The 21,460-nt window shown below is 37.5% G+C and carries 16 protein-coding genes and 1 tRNA gene; 7 read left to right on the forward strand and 10 right to left on the reverse strand.

Going from position 1 to position 21,460, the window contains the following annotated elements:
• Window positions 1-33 precede the first annotated feature (33 nt).
• Entirely contained in the window at window positions 34-714 is a 681-nt protein-coding gene (locus HMPREF3129_RS16415) for an HAD family hydrolase (RefSeq protein ID WP_004245602.1), read from the reverse strand.
• A gap of 400 nt (window positions 715-1,114) precedes the next feature.
• Here HMPREF3129_RS16415 and HMPREF3129_RS16420 point away from each other — a divergent pair, with 400 nt between their 5' ends.
• The 3 genes from HMPREF3129_RS16420 to HMPREF3129_RS16430 all read left to right on the forward strand — a co-directional run bounded on the left by HMPREF3129_RS16420 (window position 1,115) and on the right by HMPREF3129_RS16430 (window position 5,483).
• Window positions 1,115-2,683 carry a methyl-accepting chemotaxis protein gene (locus HMPREF3129_RS16420; RefSeq protein WP_070487149.1) on the forward strand — a complete coding sequence of 523 codons (1,569 nt, stop codon included), beginning with the start codon at window positions 1,115-1,117 and terminating at the stop codon, window positions 2,681-2,683.
• 155 nt (window positions 2,684-2,838) lie between these two features.
• Window positions 2,839-4,359 (forward strand): methyl-accepting chemotaxis protein, encoded by a 1,521-nt coding sequence (locus HMPREF3129_RS16425; RefSeq protein ID WP_004249448.1) that lies wholly within the window; start codon window positions 2,839-2,841, stop codon window positions 4,357-4,359.
• A gap of 224 nt (window positions 4,360-4,583) precedes the next feature.
• On the forward strand, window positions 4,584-5,483 hold the full coding sequence (locus tag HMPREF3129_RS16430) for a LysR family transcriptional regulator (protein ID WP_223302947.1): 900 nt from the start codon (window positions 4,584-4,586) through the stop codon (window positions 5,481-5,483).
• Between the two features lie 72 nt (window positions 5,484-5,555).
• Here the strand turns inward: HMPREF3129_RS16430 and HMPREF3129_RS16435 are convergent, their stop codons facing one another.
• Window positions 5,556-7,841: an FdhF/YdeP family oxidoreductase gene (locus HMPREF3129_RS16435; RefSeq protein ID WP_036919009.1), complete on the reverse strand. Its 2,286-nt coding sequence runs from the start codon at window positions 7,839-7,841 to the stop codon at window positions 5,556-5,558.
• A gap of 662 nt (window positions 7,842-8,503) precedes the next feature.
• Here HMPREF3129_RS16435 and HMPREF3129_RS16440 point away from each other — a divergent pair.
• Genes HMPREF3129_RS16440 through HMPREF3129_RS16450 form a run of 3 tightly spaced genes read left to right on the forward strand, consistent with a single transcriptional unit; the run spans window position 8,504 to window position 11,020 of the window.
• A complete protein-coding gene (locus HMPREF3129_RS16440) occupies window positions 8,504-9,856 on the forward strand; it encodes a cytochrome ubiquinol oxidase subunit I (RefSeq protein WP_036919007.1) in 1,353 nt (450 codons plus the stop codon).
• Complete coding sequence (gene cydB, locus HMPREF3129_RS16445) at window positions 9,856-10,863, forward strand: cytochrome d ubiquinol oxidase subunit II (protein WP_012368333.1); 1,008 nt, start codon at window positions 9,856-9,858, stop codon at window positions 10,861-10,863. Before HMPREF3129_RS16440 ends, cydB begins: the two co-directional genes overlap by 1 nt.
• Entirely contained in the window at window positions 10,841-11,020 is a 180-nt protein-coding gene (locus HMPREF3129_RS16450) for a DUF2474 domain-containing protein (RefSeq protein WP_012368332.1), read from the forward strand. The genes cydB and HMPREF3129_RS16450 overlap by 23 nt, the downstream gene beginning before the upstream one ends.
• Before the next feature lie 81 nt (window positions 11,021-11,101).
• Here HMPREF3129_RS16450 and HMPREF3129_RS16455 read toward each other — a convergent pair whose 3' ends face one another.
• The 6 genes from HMPREF3129_RS16455 to rpsU form a co-directional block, all read right to left on the reverse strand.
• Window positions 11,102-12,019, reverse strand: coding sequence for a bestrophin family protein (locus HMPREF3129_RS16455; protein WP_004249454.1), 918 nt, complete (start codon window positions 12,017-12,019; stop codon window positions 11,102-11,104).
• Between the two features lie 254 nt (window positions 12,020-12,273).
• Window positions 12,274-13,029 carry a hypothetical protein gene (locus tag HMPREF3129_RS16460; protein ID WP_036919005.1) on the reverse strand — a complete coding sequence of 252 codons (756 nt, stop codon included), beginning with the start codon at window positions 13,027-13,029 and terminating at the stop codon, window positions 12,274-12,276.
• Window positions 13,030-13,538: 509 nt separating this feature from the next.
• Window positions 13,539-13,615: transfer RNA gene (locus HMPREF3129_RS16465), tRNA-Ile, on the reverse strand.
• A 382-nt stretch (window positions 13,616-13,997) separates the two neighbouring features.
• Entirely contained in the window at window positions 13,998-15,854 is a 1,857-nt protein-coding gene (gene rpoD / locus HMPREF3129_RS16470; RefSeq protein WP_070487151.1) for an RNA polymerase sigma factor RpoD, read from the reverse strand.
• Window positions 15,855-16,044: 190 nt separating this feature from the next.
• On the reverse strand, window positions 16,045-17,793 hold the full coding sequence (dnaG, locus tag HMPREF3129_RS16475) for a DNA primase (protein ID WP_004249459.1): 1,749 nt from the start codon (window positions 17,791-17,793) through the stop codon (window positions 16,045-16,047).
• A gap of 113 nt (window positions 17,794-17,906) precedes the next feature.
• Window positions 17,907-18,122: a 30S ribosomal protein S21 gene (rpsU, locus tag HMPREF3129_RS16480; RefSeq protein WP_001144069.1), complete on the reverse strand. Its 216-nt coding sequence runs from the start codon at window positions 18,120-18,122 to the stop codon at window positions 17,907-17,909.
• A 342-nt stretch (window positions 18,123-18,464) separates the two neighbouring features.
• Here rpsU and tsaD point away from each other — a divergent pair, with 342 nt between their 5' ends.
• The gene (gene tsaD, locus HMPREF3129_RS16485) at window positions 18,465-19,487 is read left to right on the forward strand and encodes a tRNA (adenosine(37)-N6)-threonylcarbamoyltransferase complex transferase subunit TsaD (protein WP_004245584.1); all 1,023 of its coding nucleotides are present in this window, start codon (window positions 18,465-18,467) and stop codon (window positions 19,485-19,487) included.
• A gap of 69 nt (window positions 19,488-19,556) precedes the next feature.
• On the opposite strand, the gene HMPREF3129_RS16490 is transcribed toward tsaD, so the two are convergent.
• Together HMPREF3129_RS16490 and HMPREF3129_RS16495 are read right to left on the reverse strand one after the other, a co-directional pair.
• Complete coding sequence (locus tag HMPREF3129_RS16490; protein WP_004245583.1) at window positions 19,557-20,963, reverse strand: 3-deoxy-7-phosphoheptulonate synthase class II; 1,407 nt, start codon at window positions 20,961-20,963, stop codon at window positions 19,557-19,559.
• A gap of 59 nt (window positions 20,964-21,022) precedes the next feature.
• On the reverse strand, window positions 21,023-21,421 hold the full coding sequence (locus HMPREF3129_RS16495) for a cupin domain-containing protein (RefSeq protein ID WP_004245582.1): 399 nt from the start codon (window positions 21,419-21,421) through the stop codon (window positions 21,023-21,025).
• Between the last annotated feature and the right edge of the window lie 39 nt (window positions 21,422-21,460).

Below are 21,460 nucleotides of genomic sequence, written 5' to 3' on the forward strand. Positions count from 1 at the left end.
AATACGTTTCCCGCTTTATTTTTATATAATCACTTATGAGTCTTTTTTAAGCGTTATTTTAATAGGTGATTTTTTTGACTTATTACTTCCTGTGTGGAAATAGCGCCAATGTGGATCTTGTGCAGCATAGAGTAATTCATGATCACCACGTGAATCGCCCCACGCTCTTAAGTGGTATTGAGTAAGATCGCCATAGACACGCTCTAATCGTTTGATTTTTTCGCCACAACGGCAGTTATTGCCAATGATTTTTCCTGTCAGCACACCATCAACCACTTCAAGTGTTGTTCCTATTAACTTTATACCAAGTCGATCCGCAAAAGGTTGCAACACCATAGCTGGAGAAGCTGAACAAATGGTCACTTCAGCATGACGGTTAATCTCTTCAGCAACGGCTAATAAACCTGCAGGACGCATTAACTTAGTCCAGTAAGCTTTACAAAAGGCTTCGGCTTTTTCTTTGAGCCATTCTTCTTTGATATCGGTTAAAAAAGTTTTAATCAGCACTTCTTTTAATTCATCACGAGTCAGTTTACGTCTAAAACAACGTAATGTGGGGAATACCATTTTGATAATACGACGAGCAAATTTACGACGCCCAAAGGCAAACTTTAGAAAAGGGATAAAGCTATCGTGATAGGTTAAAGTACCATCAAAATCAAACACTGATAATGTTTTTACGGTGTTTTTTGCGTTTTCAAATTGTGGTTGCATAAATATTGAGCTCCGTAAATCATCAGAGTTTATGAGGTAAAGCGCCTATTATATCATTGTTCTCAAAATGAGATAGTATCATCAGTATCTTATTGAAAAAATAAGGTTTTTATTTTTAATCGTTGATGATATTAGTCATATAAAATGAAAATTGATATTGAGCATAAAGAAGAATGCACTAATTGATAGCGGATTATGTTTTAAAAGAATTGGTTTGTTTTATTTTATAATATACCAATAATTATAGCAGTTATTAAAAATAACTTATTTTGTTTATGATATAAAAATTTATTTAAAATAAAAATCAATGACCTAGTGTTATCTCTAATAATTAAATAAAAATATCATTGTGTCGATAAAAAATAAATCTTATCGATATGCGCATATAGGTATTTTTATCATGAGTATTAAACGAACCGTAAAATTAGGCTCTTCTTTACTGTTATTGATTTTTATTCTATCGTCTGCCTTATCTTCATTTTTTATTTATAAAATGCAAAACAATTTTACTCAAGTTGATGTCTTATCTGCACGTTATGACGATGTGTTGATGGCTCGTTATCAACTGGCTATTATGCGTTCTAATGTCAATTATCTATTACAAGACAAAGATAGTCGTGTCGCAGATCGTAACAAAATTATTCAGCAAAATAAAAAGCTAGCTATCATGGCTAAAAACACCATGGAAACATGGGTGAAAGAGAAGAAAATGACTGTTGCAGCACAAAAAAATGCTGATGATATTTCGACGTTATTTTATAATCTGATAGATAAATTAGTTTTAGATCCTAATAAATTAGCGACAATAAAGATAAAAGCTAATCAATTTGATCAAGATTTTGAACATCTTGATCAATTATTTGAAAAATATATTCAGACTAGAAATAAAAATAGTCTCTACCTTACTCATAAACAAGATTCAATGGTTGAGTTTTCTATCTACTCAACAATTATCTCATTAATTATTTTATTAATTGTTTTGTACTTTGTGCTTCATTGGATCAATAAAACCTTTGTTTCTAATCTTAATACATTGTCTGAGATATTAAATAAAGTAGGTAATGCTGACTTGGTTTTTTCTGTACCACAAGTAAAAAATGATGAGTTTGGTAAACTTTTTTCTCGTGTCAGTGATATGCAAAAAGCATTAACCTCGACAATCTTTTCTGTCAAAAAAGAGGCTATGGATATAAAAGGGGGCGCATTTAAAATTGCTTCTGGTAATCAAGAGCTTTCATCTCGTACAGAAGAACAATCCAGTGCGTTACAACAAACCGCTGCCAGTATGGAGCAGATCAAAATAGCCGTTGCTAACAATACCGATAATACAATTGAAGCAAATAATATTATTAATCAATCTACTGACATTGTTATGGATGGCGCTAATGTCATGAAAGAAGCTGTATTATCGATGAAGAAAATAGAACAAGGTGCAGTGAAAGTTGGGGAAATTAATGATGTTATTAATAAATTAGCCAATCAAACTAATATTTTGGCCTTAAATGCTGCCGTAGAAGCAGCAAGAGCAGGCGAACAAGGGCGTGGGTTCACCGTTGTGGCCGCTGAGGTACGGAACTTAGCCGCAAAAAGTGCTGAAGCAGCAAAAGAGATTAGCCAAGTTCTTAAAGCATCTATCAATGATGTTACCTATGGTACAAATTTAGTGAATAAAAGCGGTGAGTGCATGCAAGAGATTGTCTCTTCCATTTCAAAAGTAAACAAGATCATGCAAGGGATTAGTTTAGCGTCGGAAGAGCAACGTCTTGGTGTCGAACAAATTGCAGTAGCAATTAATCAAATGGATACGGTAGTACAACAAAATGCCTCTTTGGTCGATCTCGCCGCCTCTTCTACCATGATGTTAAACGATAAAGCACAAGTGCTGATGGATAATGCCGCAGTCTTTAATATTGACGATCTCGAAAAAGAGCCAGAGCAGAAACAAGAGTTAATCAATGAACAAGAATAAACTACCATAATAGTATAAAACATCATCTTTTATCACTGAGGGTGGTGTGTGTAAAACATTTGTGTCGATAATTCTGATTAATGAGTAAATAAAATCTATCCACTGCCGATATATGAATACATTTATGTTATTTAATTACCGAGGTGGATTATTTCATGAGTATTGAAAGAACAGCGAAAGTAGGCTCTATTATACTATTAGCTATTTTCTTAGTGACATCAGCTTTATCATCGTTTTTTATTTATCAAATGCAGGATAATTTTGCTTCATTAAACTCGTTAACCACGAGATTAAATAATGTACAAGAGGCAAGATATGAACTAGCAACCATACGCTCTCATGTTAACTTTTTAGTCAATATTGGTCATGAAAATTTAGATATGCAAGAAACCAAAGCTCGATTAGTTTCTGAAGCTAAAACATTAGCGGCTAAATCAAAAGCGACAATTAACGCTTGGGAAAGGGAAAGCAAAATCAGTGCTGACGCACAAAGAAACTCAGAACAATTATCGGCACTATTTATCAAACTCGTCGATACTATTATTGCGCCTATTGATACGCTAGCTTATGAAAATATTGATTTATCGAAAGATTTTTCCAAACTTGCTGAGTTGTTTGATGAATACTTAGTGATAACTCAAAATGTTAATGATCAAATAGAAGACGAACAAAAATGGATGTTTCAACTCTTTATTTACACTACATGTATTGCTTTAGTGATACTGATTGGACTGCTTTATTTAGTGATCCGTTGGGTTAATAAAACCTTTCTCTTTAACCTCAATACGCTCTCTGCCATTTTGCAAAAAGTGGGAGAAGGGAATTTAAACTTCTCGTTACCCAAAAATAGAAAAGATGAGTTTGGTACACTATTTTCTCATGTCGGTGATATGCAAAATGCACTGACATCGACTATTGGTTTGGTGAAAGAAGAAGCATTAGTGATCAAAAGCGGTTCAGCAGAAATCGCAGCGGGTAATCAAGATCTCTCTTCTCGTACAGAGGAGCAAGCGAGTGCATTGCAACAAACGGCAGCCAGCATGGAAGAGATAAAAATTGCGGTAGTGAATAATACCAATAATGCCGTATTAGCAAACTCTATCACAGCACAAACGCGTGATTTGGCTATCGATGGCGCTAGCATTATGAATGATGCCATTACTTCGATGAAAAAAATTGAAGTCGGTACGTTAAAAGTCGCTGAAATCAATGACGTGGTAAACAATATTGCCAGTCAAACCAATATTCTTGCGTTGAATGCGGCAGTGGAAGCCGCTCGTGCAGGGGAGCAAGGGCGGGGTTTTACAGTTGTTGCAACAGAGGTTCGCAATTTAGCAGCCAGAAGTGCGGAAGCAGCTCGTGAAATTAATCAGATTATTCGAGCTTCTGTGGCGGATGTCGCACATGGTCGTGAACTGGTTAATAAAACCGGTGAGCATATACAAGAAATTGTCACCTCAATTACCAAAGTAAGCGATATTATGCAGGGAATTAGCATTGCATCGGAAGAGCAAAAAGTGGGAATTGAACAAATAGCCGTTGCGATAAACCAAATGGATTCTGTGGTTCAGCAAAATGCGGCTTTAGTAGAACAAGGAGCCACCTCAACCATGATGTTAGATGAAAAAGCACAAAATCTGACCGATAAAGTATCAGTTTTTCAAATCAAAGAATAAGCTTATCTTTAATTAATACACTAATATTTTAGTAAAAATAAACTCACCTTAGTTGCAATATTAGGGTGAGTTTTTTTTATTTTATAGCTAATCGATAAGACGACTATTTCTTTTCTCTTCGTTTATTATTGAAAAATAATTATAGACAGCGCAAACTTTAGTGTTGTTAATAGTGCAATATAAAAACAGATAACTATTTCCTTCACCTGCAAATGACGAGGTTATTGCGTATCGATATTAAACAGTTATTTTATTTAATCGCTTTGGATAAAACGCAACATTTTGGTCAAGCTGCCGAAATGTGCCATGTTACGCAACCTACCTTATCAATGCGATTACGTAATTTAGAAAAAGAGCTTGATGTGGTTCTTATCAAGCGTAGCTCTCGCTTTGAGGGATTTACCGAAGAAGGCGAGAAAATATTAAAATGGGCGAAAACTATGCAATCTGCTTACGATGGATTACAAGCAGAAGCCGCTAACTTTCGACAGCAACTATTTGGGCAACTGCGTATAGGTATTGTGCCTTTAACCAATTTAAATCCTATGCTGATGTTGCAGAAAATATCGGCACTATTCCCTGAGATCCGTTTTCAGGTGCTCTCAACGAATAGTGAAAATATTATAGATCGTCTTAATAGTAATAGCCTTGATATTGGTATCTGCTATTTGGAAAAAGCGAATACTCAACAGCATGAAATTTATGCATTAAAACAAACGGAGTTAGGGCTTTTATTTCATCGCAATCACTTTATGCCTTCAACAAGAACTATCTCGTGGCATGAAGCGGTTAAACAACCATTGGCTTTATTAAATAAAGAGAATCACTTTAGGCAATCCGTGGATTTAGCTTTTCAGCGTTATAACTTACACCCCAAGGTGTTGGTCGAAAGTAGTTCTACATTACATCTTATACAATCAGTTAATGCAGGGTTTTGCGCCTCGATTGTCCCTATTGCTAAAGGTATGGAAAATCTCAGCCAAGATCTAGATGTTGTACCTATTGTTGATGCAACCATTAATGCCCCATTGGGGATTGTGATCCGCAAAGAAGAGCCACGCTCTATATTAATTGAAAAATGCTTTGCACAAATGCGTACTTACTTAGAAAGTACAGGTCTATAGATGGATAGAGATAAAAAGGCGAGTATTAATAAATAGCTCGCCTTTGTTTTTTGTTTTGCGTATGAATTATGATTAAGCGACTTGTGTTTTTTTATCATAAATTCTGACAGGTATTGCTTTATAAGAGGGGGTTCCACTCTCTTTATCAATATAATCTAATGGTACAAGGACATTGGCTTCTGGGTAATAAGCGGCCACTGTGCCAGGAGCAATGCTAAATGAAACAACAGTTATATTATCAAGCTGTAGTTTTCTATTTTCGCTGACCGTTTCAATGGTGACTTTATCACCTTCGTTTAAGCCTCTTGCTATCATATCGACATTATTCATAAACAGTATATCGCGTCTACCAAAGATGCCACGATAGCGATCATCAAGTGCATAAATGGTCGTATTATATTGGTCATGACTACGAATAGTGACTAAACGAAGAACATCATCACCCATGACCATTTTATTCTCTTTTACACCTTTAAATACCGAGAACATGGCTTTATCTGTAGGGGTATCCCAAACTCTATCAACGGCAGGAAGTGGCATACGGAAACCACCAGGAACACGAATTCGTTGGTTGTAATTATCAAATCCGGGAATGGTTTTTTCAATCATATCGCGAATAAGATCATAACTTTCCGTAAATCTTAGCCATGGGGTTTTGCTATCTGTCAGTGTTGCAGCAGCCATTTTTGCAACAATGACAGGCTCTGATTTTAATAATGGTGAAGCGGGTGTTAATTTACCAGAAGAGGCATGCACCATTGACATTGAGTCTTCGACCGTGATGGATTGACGACCTAATGCTTGTACATCTAATTCTGTTCTTCCCAAGCAAGGTAATATAAAGGTATTTTTTGCCGTTAATAAATGAGAGCGATTTAATTTTGTGCCGATGTGTACACTTAAATCAAGCTTTCTCATTGCAGCAAATGATTGTTGAGGGTCGGGTAATGCCACGGCAAAATTACCCCCTAAACAAATTAACGCTTTTGCTTTGCCATCAACCATCGCTTGCATTGCGTTAACTGCATCGTGACCATGTTTATAAGGTGGTTTAAAACCAAAAGTTTGTTCTATTTTTTGTAAAAATTCGACAGATGGTTTTTCTGTGATCCCAACAGTTCGGTTACCTTGCACATTAGAGTGCCCACGTAATGGGCATATGCCAGCACCCGGCTTACCAATATTCCCTTTCATTAATAATAAATCAGCAATCAGACGCACATTCGCTGTACCTTTGTTATGTTGGGTGATCCCCATACCATAGGTAATAATGGTGGCCGGAGAATTGGCATAAAGGAGTGCGACACTCTCAATATCTGCTTGCGAAAGGCCACTTTCACTTTCAATATCTTGCCAAGAAGTTTGTTTAAGATCTTCAACTACGGCTTCAAAACCTAGTGTATGCTCAGCAATAAAATCGTGGTCGAGAATATCTCCACGCTCATTATCCCACTCAATTAAGGTTTTCATAATGCCTTTTAACGCCGCAGCATCACCACCGGCTTTGACTTGATAATAAGATGAGGCGATATTGGTTGAGCTATAAGTCGCCATCTCAATAACACTTTGAGGGTCGGTAAATCGCTCTAAAGCACGTTCTTTCAATGGATTAAATACAACAATAGGTACACCACGACGAGCTACTTCATGCAGTGTTCCCATCATTCTTGGGTGATTAGTTCCAGGGTTATGTCCAATGGCAATAATGAGTTGAGTGTTATCAAAGTCATCTAAAGAAACTGTGCCTTTACCTATGCCAATCGATTGAGGTAAGCCTACACTAGTCGGTTCATGACACATATTTGAGCAATCAGGAAAATTATTGGTGCCATATTCTCGCGCAAACAGTTGGAATAGATACGCGGCTTCGTTGGAAGCTCTACCTGAGGTGTAGAATTCAACACTATCAGGTGATGGCATATTTCTTAATAGCTCACCAATACGAGTAAATGCTTGCTCCCAAGTCACAGGACGAAGAGTGTCAGTATCTGCATCATACGCGAGAGGATGGGTTAAACGACCGTAGCCTTCTAATTCGAAGTCTGACTTTGTCAGCAATTCTGTTACGGTATGTTGTGCTAAAAATTCAGGTGTGACTCTTTTTTTTGTTGCTTCCCATGTGACCGCTTTAGCTCCATTTTCACAAAATTGGAAAGTAGAATGATGCTCTTTGTCTGGCCATGCACAGCCGGGGCAATCAAAACCATCAGGCTGATTAGTATTAAGCAATGTTTTAGGTGCAATAAAAGCATCCATTTGAGTGCGTACCGCGATAGCTGTTGCTTTTAATGCCCCCCATCCTCCTGCGGGTCCATTATAGGGTTTCACTCCAGGAATAGGTGATTTTTTCTTACTCATATAGACATTCCTAAAACGTTAATAATAATATTTAATGATGAATAGTTAGCAGGTGAATATAAAAAGCAATAAGGTTATATAATTTAAAATATATTTCTTACTAGAAATAAAGGATATATTTAGACTTGTTAATACCAATAAATAATAATTTATTGGTATTAAAGTTATATAATCTGCAATTCTTCTGTTACTTAAGAAGTTAAAATAATGTAATTATATTGTCAATGAGTAAAATAGGCTAAATGACGCTTTATAACTTTATTTTATATGATGATAGAGCATATCTATCGTGTGATAAAATCAATTTATTTGACTCTCTGTTATTACTTGGTTAAAAATGTTAATACGCTAATGGACAAGTTTTTTAAACTTGATTTATTGAAAAAATGACGAAATAACAGTTTGTTGGCTACCATGGTATCGTTATGTGATTTATTACATAATGATTTTTTGTTGTTCTCTTTTTTAGTAATTAAGAGAGGGGAATTTAAATAGTATATCTATATAAACTCACTATCTTCAGTTTTTACTTTCTGAAAATAAAGTGAGGTTAATCAGCATTCATAATAAAAACTAAATAAGATTTTTGTGAGAAAAATATAATTAGGATAATAGAAAATGAATAAATTTATAGAATATAGATTTATATTGAGAGAGGCATTATGTTTGGATTAGATGCTTTTCACCTAGCAAGAATACAATTCGCGTTTACCGTTTCATTTCATATTATATTCCCTGCTATCACCATAGGATTAGCTAGCTTTCTAGCCCTATTAGAAGGCTTATGGTTAAAAACAAAAGAACCAAGTTACCTTTCTTTATATCATTTTTGGATAAAAATTTTTGCCGTAAACTTTGGTATGGGTGTGGTATCAGGGTTAGTGATGGCATATCAATTCGGGACTAACTGGAGTGGTTTTTCACAATTTGCCGGTAGTATCACAGGGCCGATGCTAACTTATGAAGTCTTGACCGCCTTTTTCTTAGAAGCGGGATTTCTTGGCATTATGTTGTTTGGTTGGAATAAAGTGGGGCGAAAACTTCACTTCTTTGCAACTTGTATGGTAGCGCTTGGCACATTAATTTCTACTTTTTGGATCTTGTCATCCAATAGTTGGATGCAAACACCACAAGGCTATACTATTGAAAATGGTGTTGTCGTGCCTGTTGATTGGCTACAGGTCGTGTTTAATCCTTCCTTCCCTTACCGTTTATTGCATATGTCTATTGGGGCTTTTTTAGCCAGTGCTTTATTTATCGCCTCTTGTGCCGCATGGTTATTATTAAAAGGACAAAATACAGCACCTGTACGAAAAATGTTTTCTATGGCCTTATGGTTAGTACTAATTATTGCCCCCATACAAGCGTTTGTAGGAGATGCTCATGGATTAAATACACTAGAACATCAACCGGCTAAAATCGCAGCTATAGAAGGGCATTGGGATAATGCAACGAAAGAAGCGACTCCGCTGATTTTATTTGGCATCCCAGATATGGCGGAAGAAAAAACAAAATATGCGATTGAAATTCCTTATTTAGGTAGCCTGATCCTTACCCATAGTTTAGATAAGCAAATTCCGGCATTAAAAAGTTTTGCACCGGAAGATAGACCTAATTCTAGCATTATATTTTGGTCATTTAGAGTCATGGCAGGATTAGGTATGCTGATGATTTGTTTAGGTTTGTTGAGTATTATTTTACGTAAGAAGAAAAGACTCTATCACTCACCCCTTTTCTTACGCTTTGCATTATTAATGGGGCCTACAGGACTGATTGCGATCCTTGCGGGGTGGTTTACCACAGAAATTGGCCGTCAGCCTTGGGTTGTTTATGGTCTACAACGTACCAAAGATGCCGTTTCTGCTCATGGTGATATTCAAATGAGTTTGAGCTTATTGGCCTTTATTTTGGTTTATTTTTCAGTATTTGGCATCGGGTATTTTTATATGGTGCATCTGATGAAAAAAGGCCCTGTAGTGCTTAAATCCGACCAATTAACACAGGGTGAAAAATAATGAATATTGATTTTTCGATGATTTGGTTTGCGATCATTATTTTTGCCACGCTTATGTATATTATCGCAGATGGATTTGATCTGGGGATTGGCATTATTTTGCCTTTTACCCGAGATAAAATACAAAGAGATACCATGATTAATAGTGTGGCACCAGTTTGGGACGGCAATGAAACATGGTTAGTATTAGGAGGGGCTGCGCTCTATGGTGCTTTTCCTCTTGCCTATGCAGTTATTATTGATGCGTTAACAATACCACTGACATTGATGCTTATTGGGCTTATTTTCCGTGGTGTGGCATTTGAATTTCGCGTTAATGCACTTCCTAAACATCGCCTATTTTGGGATTCAGCTTTTATTGGTGGCTCTTTTCTTGCTACTTTTTGCCAAGGGATCACAGTAGGTGCAGTTATTAATGGTTTTAATGTGACAGAGCGCCATTTCAGTGGCTCGGCATTGGATTGGTTAACACCATTCCCTATTTTCTGTGGTTTTGCTTTGTTAGTCACTTATGCATTGTTAGGCAGTTCATGGTTGATTATGAAAACAGAGCATCAACTGCATCGTAAAATGTGCACTATAACGGTGTATCTGGCTATTACATTGCTGGTGGTGATTGCAATAGTAAGCTTATGGACACCACTCACACATGCAGATATTGCACAACGCTGGTTTAGTTTACCTAATTTATATTTTTTATTACCTGTTCCGTTGCTCGTATTGGCTTGTGCTTGGGGCATTGTTCGTAGTGCCTATAATTATGGTCATTATCAGCCTTTTCTATTATCACTTTTATTGGTACTTATTGGTTTTGCAGGATTAGGGATCAGTATCTTTCCTTATATTATTCCACCTTCTATTTCGATTTGGCAGGCGGCAGCACCTGTTTTAAGTCAGCAATTTATGTTAGTTGGAGCGGTTATAATTATTCCTGTGATATTAGCCTATACCAGTTGGAGTTATTATGTATTTCGTGGAAAGGTAAATGCCAATGAAAGTTATCATTAGTCATTTTTTAACAATAAAACCAACGAAAAATAAAGCTCGTTGGTATCAACAAATCGGATGGATGATAATTATTTGGTCTTTAAGTGTATTAAGTCTTGCAATTATCGCCTCATTATTTAAATTATTAATGTACAGCGCAGGAATGAGAACGCATTAATAACATAAAAGATGTATTATTAATAAAAAAGGCAGTGTTATTAATTAACACTGTCTTTTTTATTTGTTTTTATTTTATTAATTACAATAAATTATAATATTGGTCAGGTTTAACTCTGATGGGGAGTGGAGTGATATCTTGCATCTCTAATAAATTCCTTTCTATGGTGTTACATATTGCATTTAATGGTAAGTCATTGGCAGAAACACCGAATGGATCTTCTAACTCTTCAGCTAATGAGTCCCAAGATAAAAAAGTATAAGAGATAAATACGGAAACAAATGGCGTCATATAGTGGAGATCGGCAACCAATGCAAAAGGTAGCAGAGCACAGAATAGATATACCGTACGTTGCAATATGAGCGTATAGGCAAAAGGTACAGGAGTATTTGAAATACGTTCACAGCCACCCAATACATCAGATAAGTTATTAATATCTTTATTAATTGATTGAAAGATAACATCACTTATTACTTTGTTATCTCGCAACTCGCCAATTTTTAGGCCAATATGTAATAAAATCCGATTAGTGGGGTAAGGGCTATTCATTATCTCATCAAATAAAGGTCGGGGTAAGAGGCGATAGAGATCGACCATTGGGTTTGTTTTTCTTAGCTCATGTTTTAGACTCCAACTAAAAGCAATAAGTAGATTGGAAAAGTCACGATTAAATTGTTTATCTTCCGGTAATAAGGCTTTTATATTTCTTAATATGTTGCGATGGGTAATTAACATATTTCCCCATAATGTCCTTGCCTCCACAAGTCGGCTATAACTTGCATTATTTCTAAAACCAAGAAATATTGCGATAGCAATACCTAATAAACTAAATGGGGCAACAGTTAAATGAATACCTAATAACTCATACCATTGATAAACCAAAATAGCGATAATAGACATTGCAATATTAAGACATAAGCGAAAGATTATTTTTGATAGCACTGAACCGTGCCAATCAAATAACCGAAAAAACCAGTGTTGATTAGGACGTATGACCATAATAATAGTGATATAAAAAGAAAGTTTGTTAAGTTATTATCGCAATAAAATAAATAATAATCTAATTAATTCTATTGAAAGATTAAGATTGTTATATCAACAATATAGTTGATATAGCCCAGTCCGAAAGTTCAGACTTTCATAATACACTTAATTTCTTTCCTCATCTTCAGAAAGGGAATAATTCAAATGCTGAACCAATGGGGTATTTTCAAAAAAACTTAAGATTTTTAAGTTTGTTTTTGTCCATCACTTCAAACCCTTATAATTCCATTCTCTTTTCTTATGTATTCAATACAAATATTCAAAAGACCTTCAGTGACATAACTCAGAAATGCAAGCTCTTCATCTAGCCACTGGCGTAACTGTTCTTCGGTAACAGAATAAACCTCATTATCAAAAATTTGAGATCCTTCGTTTTCTTCATCAACATAGCACCCGATCACTTCATCAAATAAAACCGTGCCTTTAAACTCGTTATATAAATCCATATCTGTACACATCCGCTCCAGTGGGGGTAATTCCTGCGACCCAAAATAGTCATCCAATTCTTCATTGGTATAAATAGCGGATTTGAGAATATGTTTCCATACATGTTCTGGACAGTATTTTTTTGTATTAATTAAACTAAATCGTTCTAGCCCGCTTTCTTCGATGGGTTCTGGATAGATAGTAATGAAAGCGGAGTATGTAAAAGTAAATTTTTTGCGTAATAGCTCCATTAATAACGGATTTACTTTTTCATATTTTTCATAATCAGTGTGTAGGGATTCAAGCATTGTTCTTAATGTTATGAGACATTGGCATTTTTCAAAAATAGTTTTGCTTATTGTTGTTGCATAAACAGCTTGCTTTGCTTCTTTTTCATAATCTTCAATATTGTTATACTCTTTGAAGGTTTTAAAATCCTTTTCAGTTATTGTGTTTTTTCTTGCCAACCATAAAACTCTAATCCTGCAAATAACCATCAAAACAATTAGAAACAACAAAAAACCAAGAAAAAAATACATACCGACCCTTATAAAATAATAATTACAATTTTTTATAATAATATAATACTTACCTTAAATTAATTATATTTTTTATGTAGTTAAAAAAACAAAAATCTGGTTTTTATATTGAGACGATTTACCTACATCTCCATCAAATTTCGTCAGTAGTAAGGAGGGGGATACTGAAAGTCCTGAGTAATAAACCACAGGGGATCTGTATATGCTGAGCACAGTTTGTCACAAATACACCAAACTACATGGTCGGTTTGGTGATTCGCTTCCGCGTGCTGGCGAACTGTCCGTTAAGCTGGTGGCTATATAGATTTTTGAAACTGAAATGAATTACAAATATATTGGAGAAAATTAGCATGACATACTTTGAGAAAATAAAAGTCGTCGTAACATGTCATGAAAAAAATTAGGGCAGTAAAAAAATCTCAGGGGACAAAAAGGGGGCAATAACCCTTAGATACAAAAAAGCCACTTACTAAGAAGTGGCTTAATATGCTGATTTAACAGCTAAAATTTGGTGGCCCCTACTGGACTTGAACCAGTGACCAATCGATTATGAGTCGACTGCTCTAACCAACTGAGCTAAGGGGCCTTAATGGTGTGAGATTATACGTGCCATTTGAGGCGAGGTCTAGCCTTTGTGTGACTGTATGCGCAATTTGTGTTCAATATAGAGCAGAAAAAATAAATTAAATAATAATCTTTTATTTCAATGAGATAGTTTAAAAAGAAAGACTTGATGAGTAAAAAATCGACAAGGGTAAAAATAAAAGGGTGATTTTTTGTAAATAGAGGTAGAAAAAATCAGCAGATTTTTAGCGAAGACGATAGCGGTTACTTAAGATAGACCAAAAGAGAATAGGGATGATAAAAGCAAATTATCAGCGCTGAAAACAGATATGGTTTAGACCGGATAATAAAAAACGCCTGTGAGGCACAGGCGTTTGTATTACTACCAAAATCAAAGAGATTGATTATTCATCAAGGAAGCTACGTAGCACTTCAGAACGGCTTGGGTGGCGTAATTTACGCAACGCTTTTGCTTCAATCTGACGGATACGTTCACGGGTAACATCAAATTGTTTACCCACTTCTTCCAATGTATGGTCGGTATTCATATCGATACCAAAGCGCATACGCAGGACTTTAGCTTCACGCAGTGTTAAACCACCTAATACTTCGTGTGTCGCTGAACGTAAGCTTTCTGATGTTGCTGAATCCAGAGGTAATTCGAGGGTAGTATCCTCGATAAAATCACCTAAATGTGAATCTTCATCGTCACCAATTGGGGTTTCCATGGAGATAGGCTCTTTAGCGATTTTTAGTACCTTACGGATTTTATCTTCAGGCATTAACATACGTTCTGCAAGCTCTTCTGGTGAAGGCTCACGTCCCATCTCTTGCAACATTTGGCGCGAGATACGGTTTAGCTTATTAATCGTTTCAATCATATGTACCGGAATACGAATGGTACGTGCCTGATCGGCGATTGAACGAGTAATAGCCTGACGGATCCACCATGTTGCATAAGTTGAGAACTTATAACCACGACGATATTCAAATTTATCAACCGCTTTCATTAGACCAATATTCCCTTCCTGGATCAGGTCAAGGAACTGTAAGCCACGGTTGGTATATTTTTTCGCGATAGAGATAACTAAACGTAAGTTCGCTTCGACCATCTCTTTTTTCGCACGGCGTGCTTTTGCTTCACCGATAGACATACGACGGTTAATATCTTTAACCTGTTCGATTGTCAGTCCTGTTTCAACTTCAATTTGTTGTAACTTTTGTAAGCTACGTTGTACTTCTTCTTCAATACCTGCCAGTTTTTCAGACCAAGGTTTATTCATCGCACGAGCGGCAGTAAACCATGTGTCGTTAGTTTCATTACCTGTAAACAGAGTAATGAAGTTTTTCTTAGGCATTTTGACCTGATCAACACAAAGACGCATGATGTGACGCTCTTGAGCACGGACTCTGTCCATCATTTCACGCATGTTGTTAACCAGATAATCAAACTGTTTTGGCACTAAGCGGAACTGTTTGAAAATTTCTGATAACTGTAAAATTTCCAGTTCGGTATCTTTATGAGTACGACCTTTGGCCTTAATAGATTGACGCGTTTTTTCGTACTGTTCACGAAGCTCGGTGAATTTTTGGCGAGCAAGTTCAGGATCGATGCTGTTATCATCATCGCTATCGCTGTCTGTGTCGCTATCTTCATCTTCGTCTTCATCTTCGTCATCGGCGCTGTTGTCGATTTCATCGTCGTCTTTGCCTAAATTGACATCATCACTTTCTGCCACTTCTTCGGCATTAGGGTCAATAAAGGCAGTAATTAAATCAGAAAGACGCGCTTCACCGGCTTCAACACGATCATATTGTTCAAGAAGATAAGTGATTGCTTCAGGATATTCAGCAACTGAGCATTGAACTTGGTTAATACCATCTTCAATGCGTTTTGCGATATCAATTTCACCTTCCCGGGTGAGCAGTTCAACGGTTCCCATTTCGCGCATATACATACGCACAGGATCGGTTGTACGGCCAATTTCAGATTCTACACTAGAAAGTACCTGAGCAGCGGCTTCGACAGCATCATCATCAGTGTCATTTGAATTTTCTGCCAACATCAGATCATCGGCATCAGGTGCTTCTTCCATGACCTGAATGCCCATGTCGTTAATCATCTGGATGATGTCTTCGATTTGATCTGAATCGACGATATCTTCCGGCAGATGGTCATTGACCTCAGCATAGGTCAGGTAGCCTTGCTCCTTACCTTTCGTAACAAGTAGCTTCAGCTGTGACTGCGGGTTTTGCTCCATAAGACGGTATCCACACTTCAAAGTAATTTGGGTTGGTGTCGGTCGGCGATAAACGGTTCAGCCAACAATAACTACGGAGGGGCATTTTCATTGTCGATTGCTACGATCCCCTCAGCGTAGCAAATGTAGGTTATTTTTTATACCTACCGATAGCGGCAATTAAGCCGTGTTTTTAATCTTAATTTAGGTTTTACTTTTTAACGCGAGCCTGTATTATCAATTGGACTTCTTCGCGTTCATTTTGTGTTAGACCTTCAGTTCTCTCTTTGGCAATGAGGGCGTTTAAACGTTCATCCATTGCGGTTAAAAAGAGATGATCTAACGTATCTGTAAATGTTTTTTCAGCTATCTCATCTATATCTATATCGTTCCACATCGCCAGTTTTTCAAGTTGTTTACCGAATTTATTCTCTCGATAGAGTTCGATAATCTGACCTGTATTCAAGCCTGGCTGCGCTTGGCAAAGAGAAACTAATTCAATAAAAAGCGATAAACCCGCTATTTTTTCTGTATTTAGCCCCTCAAGCGGTGGCACTAATTGGCAAAACTCGGGATTTTGTATCAACAAGGCAATTAAAATACGCATTGGTGTAGTACGTAGTTTTGTCGGTTGATACGATGTTTCGTGATGTAGCGAGTTTCTACCAAATAAACGATCCATCTGCTCAATATCGGGATTTCCCGTTAAATTTCCAAGCTCTCTTAATAAATATAGACGTAAAGTCTCACTTGGGATCTGATCAATTAATGGGCGCGCTAAACTATAGAGTTTGCCATTGCCTTCTTGGGTGCTCAAATCCACTTGTGGAACCAGCGAATCAAATAAAAACTCAGATAAAGAGTGTGCTTGTTCCATTCGTTTTTCAAATGCCTCTTTCCCTTCGCGGCGAACCAGTGAATCAGGATCATCGCCTTCAGGTAAAAACATAAAACGTAAAGAACGGCCATCGTTTAAAAAAGGCAGTGCAGTTTCTAATGCTCGCCATGCGGCATCTCGTCCTGCTCTATCACCATCATAGCAGCAAATAACGTTATCCGTAGTTCTAAACAGCAACTGGATATGCTCTGCGGTTGTTGATGTACCCAACGAGGCGACAGCATAATCAATACCAAACTGCGCTAATGCCACAACATCCATATAACCTTCAACCACTAATAACTTAGCTGGGTTAGGGTGCGTCTGTTGTGCTTCATAAAGCCCGTAAAGTTGGCGGCCTTTATGGAAAATCTCTGTTTCTGGGGAGTTTAAGTATTTGGGTAAATCATCACCTAATACACGTCCACCAAATGCAATAACACGACCTCGTCTGTCTCTAATCGGAAACATAACGCGCTGACGAAAACGGTCATAAGTGCGACCTTTATCGTTTGTTATTACCATTCCTGCTTCAAGTAACAGGGCTTGATTATCGGGATTTTGCCCAAAACGTTTTAGGATATTGTCCCAACCCGTAGGTACAAAGCCGATAGAAAAGCGGGTAATAACCTCTTCACTTAGCCCGCGATGCGCAAGATAATTTCTTGCTTCCTGAGCGTCAGGGGTATTGAGGGTGCTTTTGTAATACTGATTCAATTTCTCCATCACTTGATAGAGATTTTGTCTTATATGTCGCTCAATCGGGCTACTGCCAGTTCCTGATTCATAAGGAACTTCTAACCCATGCATTGCTGCTAACTCTTCAATGGTTTCGACAAAATCAAGTCTGTCGTAGTTCATCAAAAAATCAATAGCATTGCCATGCGCACCGCAACCAAAACAGTGATAAAACTGTTTGTCGCTATTTACTGTAAAAGAGGGCGTTTTTTCATTATGAAACGGACAACACGCTGAATGATTTTTGCCTTGTTTTTTAAGAGGCACACGAGCGTCGATAAGATCGATGATATCGGTTCGTGCTAATAAATCATTGATAAATGAACGTGGAATTCGTCCAGCCATAAGCCCTTTTACGCCTGTTGTTGAACGAGAACAAGCCGCGCTCTCATAAGAAAGCACGGCCTTTTAACTGCGACTACAGTGTCTGCATAAATTGCGGTATCAGCCGCAAAATATTAGTACAGACGAGTACGACGTGCGTTTTCGCGAGCTAATTTTTTAGCGTGACGTTTTACTGCTGATGCTTTAGCGCGTTTACGCTCAGTCGTTGGTTTTTCATAAAATTCACGACGACGAACTTCTGCTAATACGCCTGCTTTTTCGCAAGAGCGTTTGAAACGACGAAGAGCAACGTCAAATGGCTCGTTTTCACGTACTTTGATTACCGGCATGTGCCTCTCACCTCAATAGAAATCGGTTTGTGCTGGCATGATTTTAGCCAGCCGACATTTAAAATGGTGCGGAATTTTACTTCAAAGCAGGGCACTTTGTAAAGAGATGCACAAAATTGAAACGCAAACTCTCACTTTTGTGTCTTAATTTATTCAAAACACAACGTGATAGTTGCTAACCACACATTTAAATCATGTAAAATAGGTGGATAATTATAGACCAGAAAAAGAAATTTGTCACATACTGGTATGTAAAAGTTGTGGCGAAGGCGTATTAAATTAGCGAAATAATGCTACAATCGATCCATTACGCCATTGCGCGAGGAAGAATTTGGAAGCGTCATGCGAGTTTTAGGTATTGAAACATCTTGCGATGAAACCGGTATCGCAATTTACGATGATAAAGCCGGTCTGTTAGCGAATCAACTCTATAGCCAAATAAAACTGCACGCCGACTATGGTGGTGTTGTTCCCGAGCTTGCTTCACGAGATCATATCCGCAAAACAGTGCCACTGATCCAAGCCGCCCTTAAAGAAGCAAATTTAACTGCAAAAGATATTGATGCGGTCGCTTATACTGCAGGACCAGGGCTGGTAGGGGCATTGCTGGTGGGGGCGACTATTGGTCGTTCTCTGGCGTTTGCATGGGATGTGCCTGCTATTCCAGTTCACCATATGGAAGGGCATTTATTAGCACCGATGCTTGAAGAGAAAACGCCAGATTTTCCTTTCGTGGCGTTACTTGTCTCGGGGGGGCATACACAATTAATTAGTGTAACAGGGATTGGGGAATATACCCTGTTAGGTGAGTCTATTGATGATGCTGCCGGTGAAGCATTTGATAAAACAGCCAAGCTATTGGGGCTTGATTATCCCGGCGGCCCTGTTTTATCAAAAATGGCACAACAAGGTGTAGAAGGACGTTTTGTTTTTCCTCGCCCTATGACAGACAGACCCGGACTCGACTTTAGTTTCTCTGGTTTAAAAACCTTTGCCGCTAATACTATTCGTCAAAACGATGATTCAGAGCAAACTCGAGCAGATATTGCGCGTGCTTTTGAAGATGCCGTAGTAGATACTTTGGCAATAAAATGTCGTCGAGCATTAGAGCAAACAGGCTTTAAACGCTTAGTGATGGCGGGGGGGGTAAGTGCTAACCGTACTTTACGCGCCAAAATGGCAATGATAATGGAACAACTCGGAGGGGAAGTGTTTTATGCTCGCCCTGAGTTATGTACCGATAATGGTGCCATGATTGCTTTGGCGGGGATGATCCGTTTTAAAGGTGGTACCGAAGGGCCTTTAGGGGTGACAGTGAGACCGCGTTGGCCTTTAGCTGAATTACCTGCTTTAGCGGATAAATAATTAGCCATTGGCGGTGTTGGTAATGATAAGTGCTTGGCTTAAGTACTAAGCACTTATGTTTGGTTACAATTAAAGTGAATTATGCCAATGCCGTCCAACCAAGAACGCTAACTCTAATGACTGTGTCCGGTTAAGACGAGGATCACATAAAGTTTGATAACCATGACTTAGGTCAGTGTATCGAATTTGTTGTAATCCTCCAGTACATTCAGTGACTTCTTGTCCGGTCATTTCTAAATGTATCCCCCCAGCCTGTATGCCCATCTCATGTAAAATATGAATAAAAGCACGAGTTTCTTCGGCAATATCATTGAAATGTCGGGTTTTCATACTGTCATTTGCTGATTGTGTATTGCCATGCATTGGATCTATTTGCCAAATAACCGCTCGTTGATGTTCTTTTACCGTTCTTACTAATTCCGGAAGATATGCATGAATAGCATCTTTACCCACGCGAATGATTAAGATAATTTTTCCAACTTCATTGCTCGGGTTAAGAGTATCTATTAGCTTAATCAGTTTTTCTCCTGACATTCTGGTGCTGCATTTTATACCGATAGGGTTTTCAATACCTCGTAGGTACTCGATATGGGCATGATCAATATCGGTTGTTCGTTCTCCTACCCAAACCATATGTGCTGAACAGTTATACCATTTGTTGTCAATGGAATCTTGACGAGTCATCGATTCCTCATAATGCAGTAACAAAGCTTCATGACTAACATAATAAGAAGAGGTATCGGGCTGTTTATTAATAATATGATGTTGTGAATGATAGAGTTGTTCTAGCAAATGGAAATAATGCTCAGGCTCTGTAGAGCCAGGATGAGCGTTAATATCCAAGGCCCATTGTTGCTTAGTATATTGTGTATAATTCATCGCACGTAACAGATTTAAGGTCGCTGCTGAGTGATGATAGGCAGTTATCATTCTAATCGGATCTGGCTCTCTACTTTTAACTGAAAAATCAAGACCATTAATAATTTCTCCTCGATAGCTGGGTAAAGTTAAGCCATTTTGTGTTTCAAATGCTTGGCTACGAGGTTTAGCGTATTGTCCAGCCATACGACCTAATTTAATCACCGGCAATCCCGTTGATTGTTCAATTAATGCGGACATTTGCGATAAAGTGAATGTTAAATCACGGATAATAGTGGCTTGGCAATCATCAAAAGATTCTGCACAGTCTCCTCCTTGCAGAAGAAAAGCTTCACCATTTGCAACAAGTTTTAATAAATTTTTAAATGCTCTGATTTCGGAAGCTAAAATTAGCGGGGGATAATGCTTAAGCTTTTCTTTGCAATAATTTAAGGCATGTATATCTGGGTATTCAGGGAGTTGCTTGGCGGGTAAAGATTTCCATAATGATGGGTGCCAAGAGATGGAAAATATATTCTGTAATGATAGGGTGTTTTCTATTGGTAAATATTGATGATTTTGTTCTGTTAAAACATCAATATTATAGGTGCTAAACATAGAAAGTGCTCCTGCGATTATAGTAAGAATAGAAAAAGCGAGGTGATCCTCGCTTTTTGTTATCCTTGGGGTTGAGATGTTTCTAAATAGGTTTTAATGACGCCATTTTGCCTTGCAACATAGTCTTCTCTAACGGGGGTATAGACATCAATAACCTCAGAAGGCTCTAAAGCAATTGCGTGATGAACGGCCCATGAGGGAATAATAAAAGAGTCGCCAGCATGTAAATAAACAATGCGGTTATTTACCGTCAGTTTCAAAGAGCCTTTTAGTATAGATGTGGCAGTTTCATGTTCATGTTTATGTTCAGGAATAATGGCATTAGTTTTAAATGTCCAAAATGCCATTGTAAAATTAGAGCCATGAATAAATTTAGCTTGAATTTTACTTTCTTCACCTTCGTTTCTATTTAGATCCATATCATAAGAGATCATTTCACTAGATAAATATAAGCTCATAGTTTTTTCCTTTTTATTAACCAAGTGACTAGATAATTA

The sequence above is a fragment of the Proteus sp. HMSC14B05 genome, assembly GCF_001808035.1.
In the GTDB taxonomy this organism is placed as follows: Bacteria; Pseudomonadota; Gammaproteobacteria; order Enterobacterales; family Enterobacteriaceae; genus Proteus; species Proteus mirabilis.